This is a genomic window from Actinomadura sp. NPDC023710 (assembly GCF_040639875.1).
Lineage (GTDB): Bacteria > Actinomycetota > Actinomycetes > Streptosporangiales > Streptosporangiaceae > Spirillospora > Spirillospora citrea.
This window is the reverse complement of sequence record NZ_JBFAGB010000045.1, coordinates 16,806-32,834: the sequence shown is the minus strand read 5'-3', so window position 1 is coordinate 32,834 and position 16,029 is coordinate 16,806. Positions and strand designations below refer to the sequence as shown.

The 16,029-nt window shown below is 71.3% G+C and carries 15 protein-coding genes; 7 read left to right on the top strand and 8 right to left on the bottom strand.

What is annotated here, in order from left to right; genetic code table 11:
* The first annotated feature begins 1 nt into the window (after position 1).
* The 3 genes from AB0H37_RS37190 to AB0H37_RS37180 all read left to right on the top strand — a co-directional run bounded on the left by AB0H37_RS37190 (position 2) and on the right by AB0H37_RS37180 (position 2,888).
* A complete protein-coding gene (locus AB0H37_RS37190) occupies positions 2-766 on the top strand; it encodes a response regulator transcription factor (protein WP_360617314.1) in 765 nt (254 codons plus the stop codon).
* 156 nt (positions 767-922) lie between these two features.
* Positions 923-1,222: a DUF4244 domain-containing protein gene (locus tag AB0H37_RS37185; protein ID WP_360617313.1), complete on the top strand. Its 300-nt coding sequence runs from the start codon at positions 923-925 to the stop codon at positions 1,220-1,222.
* 154 nt (positions 1,223-1,376) lie between these two features.
* Complete coding sequence (locus AB0H37_RS37180) at positions 1,377-2,888, top strand: OmpA family protein (protein ID WP_360617312.1); 1,512 nt, start codon at positions 1,377-1,379, stop codon at positions 2,886-2,888.
* Positions 2,889-2,912: 24 nt separating this feature from the next.
* Here AB0H37_RS37180 and AB0H37_RS37175 read toward each other — a convergent pair whose 3' ends face one another.
* The 3 genes from AB0H37_RS37175 to AB0H37_RS37165 all read right to left on the bottom strand — a co-directional run bounded on the left by AB0H37_RS37175 (position 2,913) and on the right by AB0H37_RS37165 (position 6,655).
* Positions 2,913-4,538 (bottom strand): serine/threonine-protein kinase, encoded by a 1,626-nt coding sequence (locus AB0H37_RS37175; protein ID WP_360617311.1) that lies wholly within the window; start codon positions 4,536-4,538, stop codon positions 2,913-2,915.
* 105 nt (positions 4,539-4,643) lie between these two features.
* Positions 4,644-5,087 (bottom strand): hypothetical protein, encoded by a 444-nt coding sequence (locus AB0H37_RS37170; protein ID WP_360617310.1) that lies wholly within the window; start codon positions 5,085-5,087, stop codon positions 4,644-4,646.
* Between the two features lie 14 nt (positions 5,088-5,101).
* The gene (locus AB0H37_RS37165) at positions 5,102-6,655 is read right to left on the bottom strand and encodes a hypothetical protein (protein ID WP_360617309.1); all 1,554 of its coding nucleotides are present in this window, start codon (positions 6,653-6,655) and stop codon (positions 5,102-5,104) included.
* 284 nt (positions 6,656-6,939) lie between these two features.
* Between AB0H37_RS37165 and AB0H37_RS37160 the strand changes: the two genes are divergently transcribed.
* A complete protein-coding gene (locus AB0H37_RS37160) occupies positions 6,940-8,127 on the top strand; it encodes a C40 family peptidase (RefSeq protein WP_360617308.1) in 1,188 nt (395 codons plus the stop codon).
* A 72-nt stretch (positions 8,128-8,199) separates the two neighbouring features.
* On the opposite strand, the gene AB0H37_RS37155 is transcribed toward AB0H37_RS37160, so the two are convergent.
* The 4 genes from AB0H37_RS37155 to AB0H37_RS37140 all read right to left on the bottom strand — a co-directional run bounded on the left by AB0H37_RS37155 (position 8,200) and on the right by AB0H37_RS37140 (position 11,140).
* On the bottom strand, positions 8,200-8,616 hold the full coding sequence (locus AB0H37_RS37155; protein ID WP_360617307.1) for a hypothetical protein: 417 nt from the start codon (positions 8,614-8,616) through the stop codon (positions 8,200-8,202).
* A gap of 53 nt (positions 8,617-8,669) precedes the next feature.
* A complete protein-coding gene (locus tag AB0H37_RS37150) occupies positions 8,670-9,068 on the bottom strand; it encodes a DUF3592 domain-containing protein (RefSeq protein ID WP_360617306.1) in 399 nt (132 codons plus the stop codon).
* A gap of 42 nt (positions 9,069-9,110) precedes the next feature.
* Complete coding sequence (locus AB0H37_RS37145; protein WP_360617305.1) at positions 9,111-10,529, bottom strand: hypothetical protein; 1,419 nt, start codon at positions 10,527-10,529, stop codon at positions 9,111-9,113.
* Positions 10,530-10,765: 236 nt separating this feature from the next.
* Entirely contained in the window at positions 10,766-11,140 is a 375-nt protein-coding gene (locus AB0H37_RS37140) for a hypothetical protein (protein WP_360617303.1), read from the bottom strand.
* 177 nt (positions 11,141-11,317) lie between these two features.
* On the opposite strand from AB0H37_RS37140, the gene AB0H37_RS37135 reads away from it, so the two are divergent.
* The 3 genes from AB0H37_RS37135 (at position 11,318) to AB0H37_RS37125 (ending at position 15,468) form a co-directional block, all read left to right on the top strand.
* Positions 11,318-11,947 (top strand): A24 family peptidase, encoded by a 630-nt coding sequence (locus AB0H37_RS37135; protein WP_360617302.1) that lies wholly within the window; start codon positions 11,318-11,320, stop codon positions 11,945-11,947.
* A gap of 240 nt (positions 11,948-12,187) precedes the next feature.
* Complete coding sequence (locus AB0H37_RS37130) at positions 12,188-13,201, top strand: hypothetical protein (RefSeq protein WP_329095418.1); 1,014 nt, start codon at positions 12,188-12,190, stop codon at positions 13,199-13,201.
* Positions 13,202-13,353: 152 nt separating this feature from the next.
* Positions 13,354-15,468, top strand: a complete 2,115-nt coding sequence (locus tag AB0H37_RS37125; RefSeq protein WP_360617300.1) for a hypothetical protein — start codon at positions 13,354-13,356, stop codon at positions 15,466-15,468.
* Here the strand turns inward: AB0H37_RS37125 and thpR are convergent.
* Positions 15,405-16,028 (bottom strand): RNA 2',3'-cyclic phosphodiesterase, encoded by a 624-nt coding sequence (gene thpR / locus AB0H37_RS37120; RefSeq protein ID WP_329095423.1) that lies wholly within the window; start codon positions 16,026-16,028, stop codon positions 15,405-15,407. The two genes, AB0H37_RS37125 and thpR, sit on opposite strands and share 64 nt — an antisense overlap.
* Between the last annotated feature and the right edge of the window lies 1 nt (position 16,029).

Genomic DNA, 16,029 nt, shown 5'->3' with positions numbered 1-16,029 from the left:
CATGGGCGTGAAAGTGATGGTCGTCGATGACAACGTCGTCGTACGCATGGGCCTTGTGTCCCTGCTGGAGGCCGAGGGCTTCGACGTGGTGGGCCAGGCGGGCGACGGCGCGACGGCACTGGAGCTGGCCCGGCGCCTGAGACCCGACCTGGTGTTGCTCGACGTGCAGATGCCGCTCGTGGGAGGCGTCGAGGCGGCGGGCGAGATCAGCGAGATCAGCAAGGTCGTCATGCTGACCTACACGGAGGACTCCGAGGTGGTGCGGGCGGCCATCGCCAACGGCGCCATCGGATACCTGGTCCACGGTTCGTTCACCCCTGCCGAGCTCACCACGGCGGTGAACGGTGCGCTGAAGGGCGGCCACCCGCTCTCGGAGGCCGCGCTCTCCGCACTCGTCGGCGCGGTGCGCGATCGGCCGACCGCCACCGATCACGAACCGGTCGAACCGGCGCGGCACGACGCGGACACCGCCCGGACCGACGCGGACACGGCCCAGCCCGGCAGGCCGTCCGGACCTCCGTACGCTCGCGGCGCCATCGGGCCCGGTCCCCGGGGGGCGGATCGGTTCGACTTGTCCGTCCGCGAGGCGGATGTGATGCGGCTGATCGTGCAGGGCTGCTCCAACCGGGACATCGCCGAGCGGCTGTTCCTCGCCGAGAAAACGATAAAGAACCACGTGAATCGCATCTATGCGAAACTCGGCGTCACTTCGCGCGCGGCCGCGATAGCGCATTGGCTGGGCACCGCGGAGGAGGGCGGGCATTGATGCACCGTATCCAGGGGCCCGGGTCCGGGTCCGAAGGCCCTATGAGGCGTCGGAACGACAGGGCCGAAATAGGGTCGCCGGACCCTGGGGCTACCACGAGGGCTTCCGTAGAGTTCTTGCCAACGGAGCGAATCAGGCAAGAGCCGGAGGCAGCAGATGAATCAAATCATCCCTCTTTACGTAACTGCGCAGACGTTCGTTCAGGACAGGGCCGACGGCGTCCAGGAGCGCGCCGCCGGCGTCATCCGGGAGCTCAGGGAGCGGCGGGACCGCGGGGCGACCGGCATCGAGTACGCGGCTCTGATCCTGGTGGCCGCGGCGGTCATCGGCGTGCTGATCGCCGTCGTCAACTCCACGCTGAAGACGCAGTTCACGAACGCCATCAACAACCTGTTCGGCGGGGGCAACGGCGGAGGGGGCGGACAGCCCACGCCGAAGCCCACCAAGAAACCCTGACAGACCAGCTGGCCAAGGCCCCGACCTGTGGCCCGCCGACCCGTCATGAGCGGTGGAGAAAGTCACCTACATGGTGCCTTCTCCATCGCTCTTTTTATTGCCTGGAGCCGAAATGAGGAAGGTCATGAAAGCGATGGGAAATGGCGTGCGCGGCATGGCTGCCTGGACCGCGCTGCTGATGGCGGGGATCGTCGCGCTGGCCGGCTGCGGCGGCGACGAAAAGAAGCCGCGGCCAGGTTCACAGTCCGGCGGAACCGGAAAGTCCGCCCCCGCGGTGGGACGCTCGGTCCCGATGGCCCTGAAGGGGGGACCGGCGCATCTGGAGTTGACGGCGCTGAGCCGGACGTCGGCGGGCGCGGTGACGGCGCAGATGAGGCTTGTGAACGACGGACAGGCGCCGCTGCGACCGTCCGACGCCTTCGGTGACCAGTCCAACGACCCCGACTCGGGGAACGTGCTGTTCGCCAGTGGCCTCGGCCTGCTGGACGGGCTCGGCAACAGGTTCTATATGCCGCTGCAGACCGCGGACCACGCCTGCCTGTGCTCTGACCTGTCCGGCACCGAGGTGTCCCCTGGCGGGTCGGCCGACATCTTCGCGGTCTTCCCGGCCCCGCCGCCGCAGGTGCGTTCGGTGACGCTCGCACTGCCGACCGGCGCGGCGGTCCAGGACGTACCGCTCGGCAGCGGCCCCGTCCGCCCGGTCGCGGGCCAGACCGTCGACCCGGCCTCCGCGCGACTGGCCGAGCCGAAGATCCTCACCGTGTCCAGCCTGTCCGAGAGCGACGACGAGTCGATCACCGAGGACGCCGACAACCGCTCCGTGCGGCTGTCCTCCGACGTGCTGTTCGCCCTGAACAAGGCGGATCTCACTCCGCGTGCCTCGGCACTGCTGGACAACCTCGCCAAGCAGGTCGACGCCTCCCGCGGGACCACCGTGACGGTGGACGGGTACACCGACACCTCGGGCAACGACGCCATCAACCAGCCGCTGTCCGAGCGACGGGCGCAGACGGTGACCGCCCGGCTCAAGCAGCTGGTCACCCGGCAGGGCGTGGCGTTCAAGGCGGCCGGGCACGGGTCCGGGGACCCGGTCGCGCCGAACGACAGCGAGCAGGGGCGGCGCAAGAACCGGCGGGTCACGGTGACCTTCGCACGGCCGACGCCGCCCGCCGCCCCGCCCGCGCAGGGCAGGCCCTTCGAATACGGGAGGGGAGTGCCGCCCGTGCTGGGCAGCGCCACGTTCACATCGCCCGAGGCCGAGGGCCTGAAGATCGAGGTCAACGGTCTGCACCGGGACTCCTCCGGGGTGACCGCGCTGGTGTGGACCGTCCGCAACACCGGCTCGTCCACGATCGATGTGCTGTCGCGGCTCGATCGCAGCTCCAGCGTGCACGGAAGCTTCCCCCTGCAGCGCGGCTCCGCCGCCGGCGGCGTCCTGCTGCTGGACCCGGTGGCGAGAACACGGTACTACCCGCTGGAGACGTCCAATGGGCAGTGCGTCTGCTCGTCGCTGCGGTCGCAGAGCGGCAAGGCCGAGCTGGCCCCGGGGGAATCATTCACCCTCTGGGGCGCCTACAAGGTTCCCGCGACGACGAGCAAGGTCAGTGTGCTGGTGCCCTGGACGCGGCTCAACGACGCCACCGTCTCGGGCCTGAACGTCCGCTGATCGAGGTCCTGGCGGGGCCGGCGCTCAAATCCGGTCGACGACGAGATCGTCGAACACGGCCACCGTGCTGGGCGCGCCCCACTCGCGGTGCTCGCGTCCGGTGACGAGGCCGAACGCGCCGTCCGGGGGCAGCCCCGGCCGGTCGGTGACGTCAGCGGCGTTCCGCTCGCCGATCCACGCCCTGACCCGGACGCCGCCGTCCGTGCTCTCGCAGGTCGCTCGCAAGCGCTCCGGGCGGCCGGGCCGCCCCATCCGCCGCGGGGACCTCGCCAGCAACGTCCCCGCGTCCGCGCCGCCCTTGCGGATGAGGACCGCGCCCGTGGAGGCGAGCATGACCTCGTATCCGGTGCTCTCGTCCCCGCGGCAGAACACGCCGGCCTCATCCGCCGGATCGGTGGACCGCAGGTGCACGGAGGCGGTGACCGACAGGTTCCGTGGACGTTCCCGGGACGGGGCCCGCACCACACGGTAGCCGCCCATGGCGGTCTTGGAGACGACGTAGCGGCCGTCCTCGACGGCGCCCGCGTAACCGGGCCATGTGCCGACGTCCCAGCCGCTCCCGCCACCGTCGAAGTCCTCGGTCAGTACGTTTCCCTTCGCGCGCGGGGCCGCCTCGGCGTCATCTCCCCCGCGCAGGAACGGCACCGCGGTCGCCGCCGCCAGGACCGCCGCCGCTCCTACGGTCACGGCCCACCGGCGGCGTCCTGTCCAGCCCCTGCGCAGGGAGGCGACCCGTGTGAGGCCGTCGCGTGCGGACCGATGCCCGGCGCGCTCCGGTCGCCGGGGGGTGTCGGGAGACGTCGTCCTGCTCACGATGCCGCTCTGTGCGGCGTGTTCCGGATCACTTTGGCCGGTCAGCTCCTCCAGCACCCGGACGGCGGTGGGCCTCTCCGCCGGATTCTTGGCGAGGGCGCGTAACACCAGGTTCTTCAGGCTCGAACCGAGCCCGTCGAGGTCCGGCTGCCCGTGCACCGTCCGGTAGAGGATCTCGCCGACGTTCTCGCCGGGGAAGGGCGGACGGCCCGTACCGGCGAAGGCCACCACGCAACCCCAGGTGAACACGTCGGCCGCGGGGGTGATCGGCTCGCCCACGAGGCCCTCGGGAGCCATGAAGGACGGCGTGCCCATGGACTGGCCCGTTTCGGTCAGCCGATCGTCGGTGTCGAGCTTGCGCGCGATGCCGAAGTCGATGACCCGCGGCCCGAACGGCGACAGCATGATGTTGGCGGGCTTGAGATCCCGATGGACGACGCCCGCGCTGTGGATCGCGGTCAGCGCCGTCGCCACCCCGGCGGCGAGGGCCTCCAGGTCGGCCCCGCCCAGCGGGCCCCCCTCCGAGACGGCCTCTTCCAGACTAGAGCCGGGAATGTACTCGGTGACGATGTACAGCGGATCGCCGTCCAGGTCGGCGTCAAGCACCGGTGCGGTGCAGAACGGGCGGACGTGGGAGGCCGCGGAGACCTCGCGCCGGAAACGCTCGCGGAACTTCGGCTGGTCGGCGAGCCGCCGGTTGATGACCTTGATCGCCACCTTGCGGCCGCTCGGGTCGTCGGCGAGGTGGACCGTGCCCATGCCGCCCGTCCCGAGGACGCGGATCAGGGTGTAGGGGCCGAGCCTGCGGCCGTGGCGGGGAGCTTCATCTGCGTCCACCGAAGACATGACTACCGAAGGTAGCGACGGTCAGGGCAGGCGGCAAGGGACCAGGGGCGGCCCGGCCCCCGGCCTGCGCACGGCCCGCGCCTCCCCCCTCGGTGATCAGCCGCCGTCCTCCGGCCGGTCGCCCGCGCTCAGGGGCCAGAAGATGCTGCCGGCGCCCCGCTCGGCCCGGGAGCGCAGGGTGTCGACCGTGCAGACCCCAACTTCGGGCTCGTCATGGCCGTTGAAGACGACGAACCGCCAGTGCCTGGAGGCGGCGTCGATGATGCGCCATGCGAGCTGCTCGCTGCCTTTCGTGCGGGAGATCTCAAGCTCGATCTCGGCCGCGACCCTGCCGCCGAGCCGGGCCTCGTACACGGCGAGCTCGTCCGGATCGTCCTCGGGGATGTCCGTGAGATGGACCCAGACGTGTGCGTATCCATCGGAGAGTCTGGCGTCGCCCCGCTCGCCGGGGCCCGTCACCCCGCCGAGCGTGGCCACGAGCCCGATGAACCGGTCCCTGTCGACCTCCTCGCCGAATGCGAGGAACACCGACTCGGCCATGGGGCCTCCTCTCGTCAGGGCACGGGCTCACCGAGGGCCCGCAGTGCCTTCTTCAGTTCGTCCATGGTCTGGACGACCGTCACGCCGGTCTGCAGCCTCAGATTCTTCACCGCCCCGTACTTCATGTTGGGGGCGTAAACAATGATCGGCTTGCTCTGCGGGTTGGTGACCGGATTGTTCTTGTTGCGGGTCGCCTGGGACACCTTACCCTTGGCCTGCCGGCCATTGGCGACCTCCACGATCGCCTTGTTGGTCTCGATGTCGATCTCGCCCTGATTGCCGTTCGGACCATACTTCTTCTCGAAGTTCCGCACGATGGAACGCAGATCCCGGGCGGTTCGGGCCGGCACCCTGACATTGTCATCGGGAGACGTGAGGTTGTCCGCTATCTTCTGATCCACGATCTTGTTTCGAGCCTTCTCGGCGGCCGCGCGCGCGTCCTGCGCCTCCTTCTTGTTCTCGGGCGTCGGGTCCTTGGCGGCCCGCTCCTCAGCGTCCTTCGCCATCTTCTCCAGGTCGTCGGAGAATTTGTCGGCGTCCTCGTAGCGCTTGTTGGCGAGAGCGTCGTCGATATCTTTGATCTTCTGTGCGCGCTCGGCCACGCGCTGCTGCCTGGCCGCCTCCGCGGCCGCCTTGCGGGCCTTGGCCGCGTCATCGCACCCGGCTGCCGCCCGGGCGGGCAGCGTCGGGGTCACCCCCATGCGCCCGTACGATCCGCCTGTCAGCGGGGGCCCGAGGCCACCGACCCGGCAACCGGCGCGTTTCGCCTCCTGCTCGGCTTCATCCGCTTTCTTGCGAGCGTCCTCGGCGGCCTTGCGCGCGGCGGGGACGTCTCCGTTCTCGGCCGCCTTGCGGGCCCGTGCCGCCGCCTCCCCGGCCTCCTTGGCAAGACGGGCCGTCTTGGCGAACTTGCCCGCCTTCCCGGCCTCATCGGCGACTTTGCCGAACTTGCCGATCTTGCTGATGCCCTTGCCGATGTCGTAGAAGGGGATGAACCACGACCCCACGTTCCAGATGCCGCGAAAGACCGCGCGGACCTTCTTGCCGTTGTTCCAGTCCTCGCGCGACTTGTCGTCCCACACGAGCATGGGCACGGACTGTGTTGGATGGGTGATGGCCCACCAGATGCCCTTGGCGGAGTTGATGGGGTGGACGACGAGGTCCTTGAGACCGACCAGATCGCTCCAGACGCCGCCGAGCAGCCCGCCGCCGGCATCCTTGATGAAGGAACCGACTCCGCCGAAGAAATTCCCGACCTGATGACTAAACCCCGAGAGCGCGGCCACGCCGGGCGGCATCCCGGTGTAGGCATCGTTCCAGTGCGGCCCCCAGCGGTCGCCGGGCCGGCCCTTCTGGCCGTCCGAAGGCCGGGACGTATCGCCGTCGGCTGACCCGCCCTTCCCTCTCGTTCCACCCGGAGAAGGGGAGCCGGAAGGTCCGGAATCGGAAGGCGGCGAGCTCGCGCAGCCACCGTCCTGGAAAACCTGGCAAACGGCGTTCCCGGCGCGCGGAGAGAGCAGCCCCGGCGCCATCGCTGCGAGTATGCCGACGATGACGGCGATCGACACGATGACGGCCGCCGCGTACTCGATGCCCGTCGCCCCGGAGTCGCGCCGTGACCGGTCCCACCGCCCGCACCACACCGCATCCGCCTCCCGTCCCCCGTGGCCTTGCCGGAATGTACGCGATTGGCGAATTTCGACGCCTGAGTCCCCGGACCCAATTCGAGGCCCCAAAACGCCGGGGCCCGTGGACGCCCATCACTTTGGGCCCCAGGACCCTGTCGGGAGATGCGAGGTGGTGCTTAGGTCTCTGTGACGGGGCGATCATCTTGAGGCGATGGGAAGCGCTGATGCTGCGGGTGATCCGGCGTGGACGGGGCGGAGCCGGCGACGAGGGAGTCGCCACGTCCGTGCTCGTCATGACGATGGCCGTACTACTCGCCGCGGGACTGCTCATGGTCGGGCGCATCGCGCAGGCCGACGACATGTTCACCCGCGCACAGGCCGGTGCGGACGCGTCCGCGCTCGGCACGCTGGCTCCGCTCCGTGATGCGGCGGTCTCCCTCGCCCTGGAGGGCCGGGACCCGTCCGGCGCCGGATACTGGCTGACCGGGGATCCCGAGAAGGCGGCGAAGAAGTACGCCGACGAGAACGACGTGAACGTGACCGAGGTCAGGCTCAGCGGAATGGCGGGCGACACCGCCATGGTGGCGGTGGCATCGAAGGAATGCCAGCTCAAGCGCGAGGACGAGCTCACCGAGAAGGAGCGTGACGATCTCCGGCACAGGCGCCATCTGTGCACCGACCGCTCGGGCAGGACGGGGATCGGCCGGGTCGCGGCCAAGAAGGCCGTCGCCGAGATGATCCCGCCGGCCTGCACCTTCGACCTCTGGGACCCGGGCCCCGATGACACCGGCGCCGGGCCGGTCCGACGCCTCGTCTGCGCCGGGATCCAGGTCTATCCCGGCGGTGACCGCGCCAAGGTGACGCGGCTCTTCAAGCTGCGACTCGTTGACGCGGAAGACCCGATCAAGTATGACGGGCGTCCCGACGGGCTGGCGGGAGGAGGCGTCGTCGTCTCCGAGTGCGCCAAGACGGGCAAGAAGCCCGCGGAGGATCTGAGCTTCGGGGCGGCCGTGGTCGCCTGGGCCCTGTGCTGGAAGGGGACGCCCTACGCCTGGGGCGGCGGCAACTACAGTGGTCCGACCCGGGGGGTCTGCTGCTCACCGGGTGGCTACGACGGCCGCAACTACTTCGGTTTCGACTGCAGCGGCCTCACACTGTACGCCGTCTACCAGGCCTCCCGGGGCAGGATCGCGCTCGGCCACTTCACCGGGAACCAACTCGATGACCGGCGCGGCCGGCCTGTTTCCCTGAACGCTCTCCAGGCCGGAGACCTGCTCTTCTTCGGAGCTTATCCAACTCATCACGTGGCCATCTACTACGGCGACAACCAGATGGTCGAGGCTCCGCAGACCGGGGATGTCGTCAAGATATCCCCGCTGCGCTCGCCGACATTCGCCCGTCGTTTCGGCTGACGGCGATCCCAGCACCCGATCGCCGAACGCGCCCCCGCCGGTGGCGCCGATCAGCCGCGGGCACCGTCGCGATCAGTACCCGGTGTAGCCGCCTCGCGGGGTACGGCGGCCGCGCAGGCGGGTGAGGAGCCACCATGTGGCGACGGCGCCGAGGAGGCCCCCGACCGCGCCGGCCGCGTTGCTCTGCGCGGGGGAGCCCTGGACGATGCCCACGGCGATACCGAGGAGTGTCGCCAGGCCGGGGACGAGAAGCACCGCGAGAGCGTGCCGGCCTGCGTCCGCACGCTGCGGAAGCGGATGCAGGAGCGCCCCGGCGAGGGCCGTCAGCGCGAACACGATCAGGGCCGGGAGCGCGATCCACAGGAGCGCGCCCGTGACCGGCTTCAGGTCGTCGTCGGAGACGACCGCGCTGACGGCGAGACCGGTGGTGATGACGCTGCCGCAGACGAGGACCACGACGGCCCCCGTCCACGCTCTCAGAAGATCCATGTCCGCCTCCGCCATTCTCCGTCAGACCATGCCCGCGATGCTGTGCGCGATCGTCACAGGCCGGCCGCGTTCACCGCCGCCACGGCGGCGCCAACCGCCATGAGCAGCGGCCCGACCGCGATCAGTTGCAGGTAGTGCACGCCGAGGCGCTCGGCGGTGTCCTCGGGACTGGCGGGGTCGTAGACCACCGTCACCGCCCTTCCGGGCTTCGGGCCGGGAAAGGAGTACAGGGAACTGGAGGCCTCGACCCGCCGTCCCTGCGGGGTTGTGAACCGGAACCGCCCCACGCGGCTCGTGGTGCTCGGACCGCCGGGGCCCATCACCTCGTCCCTCCCGACGAAGACGCCGGGCGCGCGGAGCATCCGGCCCTGCAGGCGCAGCCGCTTCACCGCTTCGTAGACGCCGCCGCAGAAGATCGCGGCCCCGAGGAGGACGCCGATCAGATGGCCCATCGCTTCTCTCCTGCCGTGGGTTCGGCGGGCGGCCGCCGCGCGTCAGCGGCACTCCTTGAAGTCCTTCCACTCTCTCGTACCCCCGGGGCCCTGGGCTCCCAGGTACCGGGCGTCGGTGACCTGCCGGTCGGAGTTGGAGACGGCGACGTTGGCGCCCACCTTGAGCCCCACCTTGACGCTCGCCCCGTAGGAGGCGTCGGACTGGTCATAGTCGTAGTCCACCCTGGCGGTCCTGCCCTTGTCGTACAGCAGCCTCTGCAGCGGGTGGGCCCCCGGCCCCGGCGGCTCCGTCGGGGCCATGTCGTCCCAGGTGAGGCTGAGCAGCCGACCGCCCGGACCGCCGGTGTTGAGCGGGTTGAGGAGGTACTCGGCCAGGGTCGAGCGCTCGTCGTCGGTGCTGATCGGCAGCGTGGTGGTGATCGTGGTGGCCCTGCCGTTCACGATGTGGGCCTGGGTGAACGAGACGCCCTTGATCTTGCCGTTCCGGTCCGTGGTGAGGGTCATCGAACCGGACGCGTTCGCCCTGCCCTGCGCGCCGGGTAACAGGTGGTTCTCGCCGTAGTTGGCCTCGCCCGAAAGAATGAAGGTCATGGACCTGTCGCCGGTCTTCCTGTTGTCCTCGTAAATGACCTTCTCACCGCCGTTGATGCCGACGTAGGCGTTGATGTTGGGGGTGACCCCGTTGCTGCCGCGGGAGTCGGGGACCTTGTCCTTCCAGGTCTCCTCGCGGTGCTTGCCCTTGTACTCCGGCTTGTCCTTGAGGCCGACGCCGAGACCGGCGGTGAGCGAGCCGCTCACATCGAGCTGGCCCTCGTAGCGCTCGATGTCCGGGTCGGGGATGTCGGGTCCGGCGAAGGCGTCGTAGACGTTGCCGCCTATCGCGCCGAGCAGGCCGCCGTTCTCCTTGACGGCGTCGATCGAGTACTGCTCCTTGATGTCGCCCATGAACTTGTCGGCCTTCTTCTCGGCGTCCGGACCCGAGAACATCCAGCCGTCGCCCGCGCCGACCTTCAGCTTGGCGTCCACGCTGGCGTCCGCCCCGACGTTGAAGAGCTTCCCTCCATTGAGGCCCACCCCTACCCCGGTGCCCACACCGCCGCTGACGCCCTTGACAGCGACGATCTTGATCTCCTTCCTCCCGTCGGGACCGATCGTCGTGAACCTCATGAACCCGTAGTCCCGGCCGACCGAGAAGATCGCCACATCGGCGGAGCCGCCGTAGCTCTCGCTGGCCAGGGTCGCCGTGCAATCCGGTTTGAGCGCCTTGTCCTGGCGGGACTCGCACTGGCCGGGGTCCTTCGAGAACAACCGGCAGATCGCGTACTCGACGTCGGCTCCGAACATGCCGGGCGAGGCGATGGTAAGCAGGACGCCCAGCACCAGCGCCCCGACGAGGGCGAGCGCGGCGTACTCCATGGCGCTCGCACCGGCGTCGGAACTTCGCTTACGCGAGAGTGCCACCGCTGCCGCCCTTCACCGAGAGATATTCAGTCGAGAGGGTGCGAACCTACGATGCGGCTTGGGGAGGGGAACAGGGCACCGAGACCTATACAAAGGCCTAGTTATTTGGGGCCGGATTCCTCACGGACGGGGGTTTGTCGCCTGCCGGCCGCCGCGCGAGATTAAAAGAAAGGACTCTCGGTGGGTCTGGAGACCCATCTGCGCCCCGGACGCGGCGAGGCCGCCCGCGCGGAGAATCAGAAGTAGGAGCCGCTCGCCGGCGCCTTACCACCGAAGTAGGCCTTCGCCTCGGGTCGGAACAGCAGCACCAGGATGACGATGGGGAGCACCATGTTGAGGACGCCTCGCGGGTCCCCCTGGCCGATCCTGGCGAGCGAGAGAAGAATGTAGAACACCTCAAGCGCGATGATGCCGCGCCGCAGGCCCGCCCCGCCGTTCGGAATGCGCAGTGCGAGCAGCAGGCTGACGAGGCCGGGGAGGGCGAACCAGAACGCCGCGCCTATGGCGGCGGCCGTGACCCCGACGGCGGCGAAGAACGCCAGTGTCATGAGGATCGTGAGCCCGGCGGCGACGAACATCAGGACGCGCACGGTCTTCACCTGATTCGGCATGACACCCACCTTCGCGTGCAAGGGGCTTTGCGCACAACGCCCAGAGCCCTGATTGGGTCCGGGGGCCCATGTGCGGGGCCCGGTGCGGCCGATTGAATGGGCGTTGGGCCCCCCGCCGCCGGTATCCGTCCGGTCAGGTGCCGGGGCGCGGTAGAGGACGGATCGGGGCGAGGGTCGATGGTCGCGTTGGTGCTGGTGCCCGTCGGGCTCGTCGTCGGCCTGCTCGCGGCGCCGCTGGCGGCGCCGTACGTCGGTGACGTCCCACGCCGGCACCGCGTCCTCCTGGGCCTGGTCACCGCGGCGCTCTTCGGCGTGCTCGGGTGGCGGGTCGGGTTCGAGCCCGTCCTGCCCGCGCTGCTGTACCTCGCGGCCGTGGGCACGCTCCTGGGCTTCATCGACGTCGGCGTCAAGCGGCTGCCCGACCGGTTCACGCTCCCCTCCTACGGCATCGCGGCGGCGCTCCTCGCGGCGGCCGCGCCGTTCACCGGGGACGGCCTGCAGCGGTGCGAGCACGCGCTCGCCGGCATGGCCGCGCTGTTCGCCCTGTACTTCGCGCAGGCGCTCGCGGTCCCGTCCGGGATCGGGCTGGGGGACGTCAAGCTGTCCGGCGTGCTCGGCCTGTACCTCGGCTGGTTCGGGCGGGACGCGTGGGTCGCCGGCCTGCTGGTGACCTACCTGCTCGGCGGCCTCGTGGCCGTGGGCATCATGATCGTCCGCCGTTCGCGCAAGGGCGAGTTCCCGTTCGGCCCCTCCATGCTCGCCGGCGCGCTCGTCGCGGTGCTGTCCTTCGCCGCCGCGACCGGCTGAGGCGGCGGCCGGGCCCGGAGCTCGGGGAGAGCCGGGACGGGCGGGATGAGATGCAGATCATGGGCGGACGGTTCGAGGCGGCCGGGAGGCCGAATAAGCTCGGGGCGTGAACCGCGCGCCCCAATGGCTGCTGCCCACCGTGCTGACCGCGCTCATCCTGGCCGTGGTCGTCGGGGCGCTGCTGGGCTGAGCGGCGCGGATCAGGTGATCGTCGGGGCGCGGAACGGGGATGATCGATCCATGTCAGCACGCCGGGCCGCCGTCCGCGCGGGCGCCGCGCTCGTCCTCGCCGGCGTCCCGGTCTGCCTGCTCTGCCCCTCCGCCTCCGCCGGCACCCGCCGCGACGACGCGGTCGCCTTCACGATCAAGGACCTTCGGATCACCGAGTCCAGCGGGCTGGCCGCCAGCGCACGGCACCGGGGCGTCGTGTACACCCACAACGACTCCGGCGGCGTCCCGAAGGTCTACGCGCTGGGCCCGGACGGGCGGGTCGCCGCCGTGCTCACGCTCGCCGGCGCGGGAGCCCGCGACTGGGAGGCGATGGCGATCGGCAAGGACGGCCGCGGCCGTCCGGCGATCTTCGTCGCGGACATCGGCGACAACCTCGGCGGCGCCTGGCCCTACGTGACCGTCTACCGGATTCCGGAGCCGACGCGGCTGGTGAGCCAGACGCTCCAGGCGACCCGGTTCCGGATCAAGTACGAGGACGGGCCGCGCAACGCCGAGACCATGATGATCAATCCGCGCACGAACCGGCTCTACATCGCCAGCAAGCTGTTCGGCGGCAAGGTCTACGAGGCTCCGGCGCGGCTGCGGACCGGCGGCTTCAACGTGCTGCGCAAGGTCGGGGACGCCCCGGCGATCGCGACCGACGGCGCGTTCGCCCCCGACGGGCGGACCTGCGTCATCCGCACCTACTTCGGCGCCCGCCTGTACTCGGTCGGCGCCGACGGCCGTCCCGGCAAGACGATCAAATCCCTCGACCTGCCCCGGCAGGTGCAGGGCGAGTCGGTGACCTACACCCCCGACGGGAGGTCGCTGCTGGTGGGGTCCGAGGGCAGGAGCCAGCCGGTCTACCGGCTGCCGCTGCCGGAGGAGGCGCGCCCGTCCCCGGCGTCCTCCCCCGGGAACGCGGGCGCGGGGAATGACACCACGGGCGGCCACCGGGACGCGACCAACACCCGGATGGCGCTGTTCCTCGCCCTCGCGATCGCGGCGGCGGTCGGCTACGGCCTGCTGCGGCGACGGCGGTGAGAGCACGGTGGCGGGACTCACGTGTCCGGTGAGATTCATATGACGGCAGTGGAGCCCCGACCTGACCGGCGCGATGGATGTCGGTTCCGGAGGGCGACCGGATCGTGGAAGGGGGCGACGGTCCCGCGGGGACCCGTGTGAGGATGCGGACTGTGGAGCATGAGCTGGTGGGCCTCGCGGGATCCGGCGGCCGGTGGCGCCCCGTCGCCGCGGGTCCGTTCACCGTCCTCGCGGTGGCGCTGGCGCTGCTGCCGATCAGGCCGGTGTGGCTGTGGGCCGCGCTGATCGGCGCCGTCGCCGCGTTCCCGTGGCTGCTCGGCGCGATCCCGGAGGCGCGCCGCCGCCGCCCGCGCCCGTACTGGCGGCTGTCGGCGGCCGGGCTGGAACGCGTCGGCCGCGGCGGGCTGACGATGGTCTCCTACGAGCGGTCCCGGATCGACGGCCTGGCCATCACCACCGGTGACGGCGTCCTGACCGTCTTCCACCGGTTCGGCCGCACCGCCGTGGGCGGGATGACGGCGATGGGCCTGGAGCCGCTCGCGGTGTTCGTGGCGGCCCGCAGGCTCGGCATCCCCATGCACGTCCTGGACGGCGAGGCCACCGACCTGCTCGACCCGGCGCTCGACGAGGCCCTGCGCGTCTCCGGGCTGGAGGACGACGTCCCCGGCGGCGGCCCCCTCCCGCGCGACCACGCGGCCGAGAAGCGCCTGCTGGACCAGGAGGCGGCCCTGCTGGCGGCGGCGCACGAGCCGCCCCCCGAGACGCCCTCCCGCCGCGCGCCCCGCGCGACGCCCGACGAGCAGCGGCTGGCCACGCCGGAGCCGCTCCCGAGCCGCCGCCGGATCATGTTCCTCGGCGCGCTCACCGCCCTGCTCGGCGCCGTCATGATCGTCCGGATCGCGCTGGACGGGACGGGCGAGTTCGGTGCCCGGCTCGCCGCCGGCTGCTGGGCCCTCGCCGCGATCGGCGGCGTCCTCGCGGCGCGCCGGCGGCTGCTGCGGGCCGCCCAGGTCCGCTGGACGATCACGGCGGAGCGGCTGCGGGTGCGGGCCCGCCCCGGCCGCCGCCGCGAGACCCAGGACCTGCGCGCCGAGAACGTCGCCGCGGTCGTCGTCGGGCCCGGCCTGCGCCTGGACCCGGTGAGCGGCGAGCCGCGCCGCGCCGACCTCGCCGCGCTGGCGTTCGGGCACCGGCTGGAGCTGGTCGCCCGGCTGCCCGCGCACGGCCTGGACGGCTTCCAGCTCGCGCACGCCCTCGACGACCACGGCTACCGCGTGATCACCCCCGGGGCGGGGGCGCCGCGCCGTCCCGACTACGGGCTCGAAGGGCTGCCGGAGATCTTCGCGCAGGTGCCCGGCGGGCGCCTGGTCGTCGAGGGCGACGGGCTCGGCTGGGCCGACGCCGCCGGCGACGTGGTGCTGAAGATGCCCCAGGACCGCATCGGCGGCATCGAGCTGCTGACCGTCTCCGGGCACGCCTGGATCCGGCTGTACGACTCCGACGGCGACGAGTTCTTCTCCGCGCCCCTGTCGGCCCTGCGGATCTCCCGCACCGACCTGCGCGACTCCGCCCGCCGCGCCGGGCTCCCGGTCAACGACGCCGAGTACGACGCCTACCTGAGCGCCGCGTTCCACTCGGCCATGTCCTCGCTGTCGGCCCCCGACCCCGAGCCCGCCGCGGCCCTGTCGGCGCAGGGCGTCGCGCACGAGGGCGCGGCGCCCCAGCCGGAGCCGTCCGAGGAGCCCGGTTTCGTCTTTCCCGTCCACACTCCGCCCAGCCCGGTGACCGCGCCGGGCACGGTCCTGGACGCGACCCGCAGGTCCCGCGTCGGCACCTACGGGATGAGCGTCCTGCTGTGCGAGGCGGTGGCGCTGCTGGGCGCGGTGTGGCTCGGCCCCGACCTGGGCGGGTTCAACACCACGGCGATGTGGTCGATACCGGCCGGGCTCATGGTCGGGCTCCTCGGCTATTGGCTGTACGACCGCAACCGGTCGCAGCTGCGCGTGTCGTCCGCCGGGGTCGCCGTCATCACCCGGCGCGGCCGGGTCGAGTGGGACCTGGCCCGCGACCGCCTCGGCGGCGTCGGCATCGACGACGCGGTCGAGCGGATGCCCCGGCTGGTGGTGTGGGGGCCGTCCGGGCGGGTGCTGCGCCAGATCACGTTCCCGCCCGACCTCGGCGAGCTGCGCCGCGCCTGCGAGCGCTACGGCGTCCCCTGGGGCCCTCCGGACGCCGACCGTCCCGCCCCTCCGCCGCCGGAGCTGTGACGCAGCGGCCACGTCATCAGCGGCTCGTACGCCAGCTCGGTGTTGTCCTTGCCGGGCAGGTGGCTGCGCATCAGGTGGACCGAGTCCGCCGTCCACGGCATGCCCGCGAACGATGACAGCGCCTCGACGAGCGACCGCACGTCCACCGGGCGCCGCGACCGCGCCAGCGTCATGTGCGGGCGGAAACCGCGGTGCTTGTCGGGGATCGTCCCGACGCGGCGGCCCGCGGCGGTGGTGGAGGCGGCCAGCCTCGCCAGGGCGCGGCGGTCGCCGTACAGGCCCGTCCACAGGACGCGGGCGTGCGCGCCGTTGCCGGGGAACGCGCCCGCGCCCGCCAGCGACAGCGTCATCCGCTCGTGGCGGCGGACGGCGCGCTCCAGCCTCGGAAGCAGGCGCTCCAGGGTGCGGTCGTCGACCTCGTCGAGGAACGTCAGCGTGACGTGCATCAGATCGCGCCGGATCCAGCGCAGCTCGGAGACCGTGCCGAGATGGGGCCGGACGGCCTCCGCGAGCTCGTCCAGGACGTCCGGCGGCGGGACGATCGCCACGAAAAGCCTCATG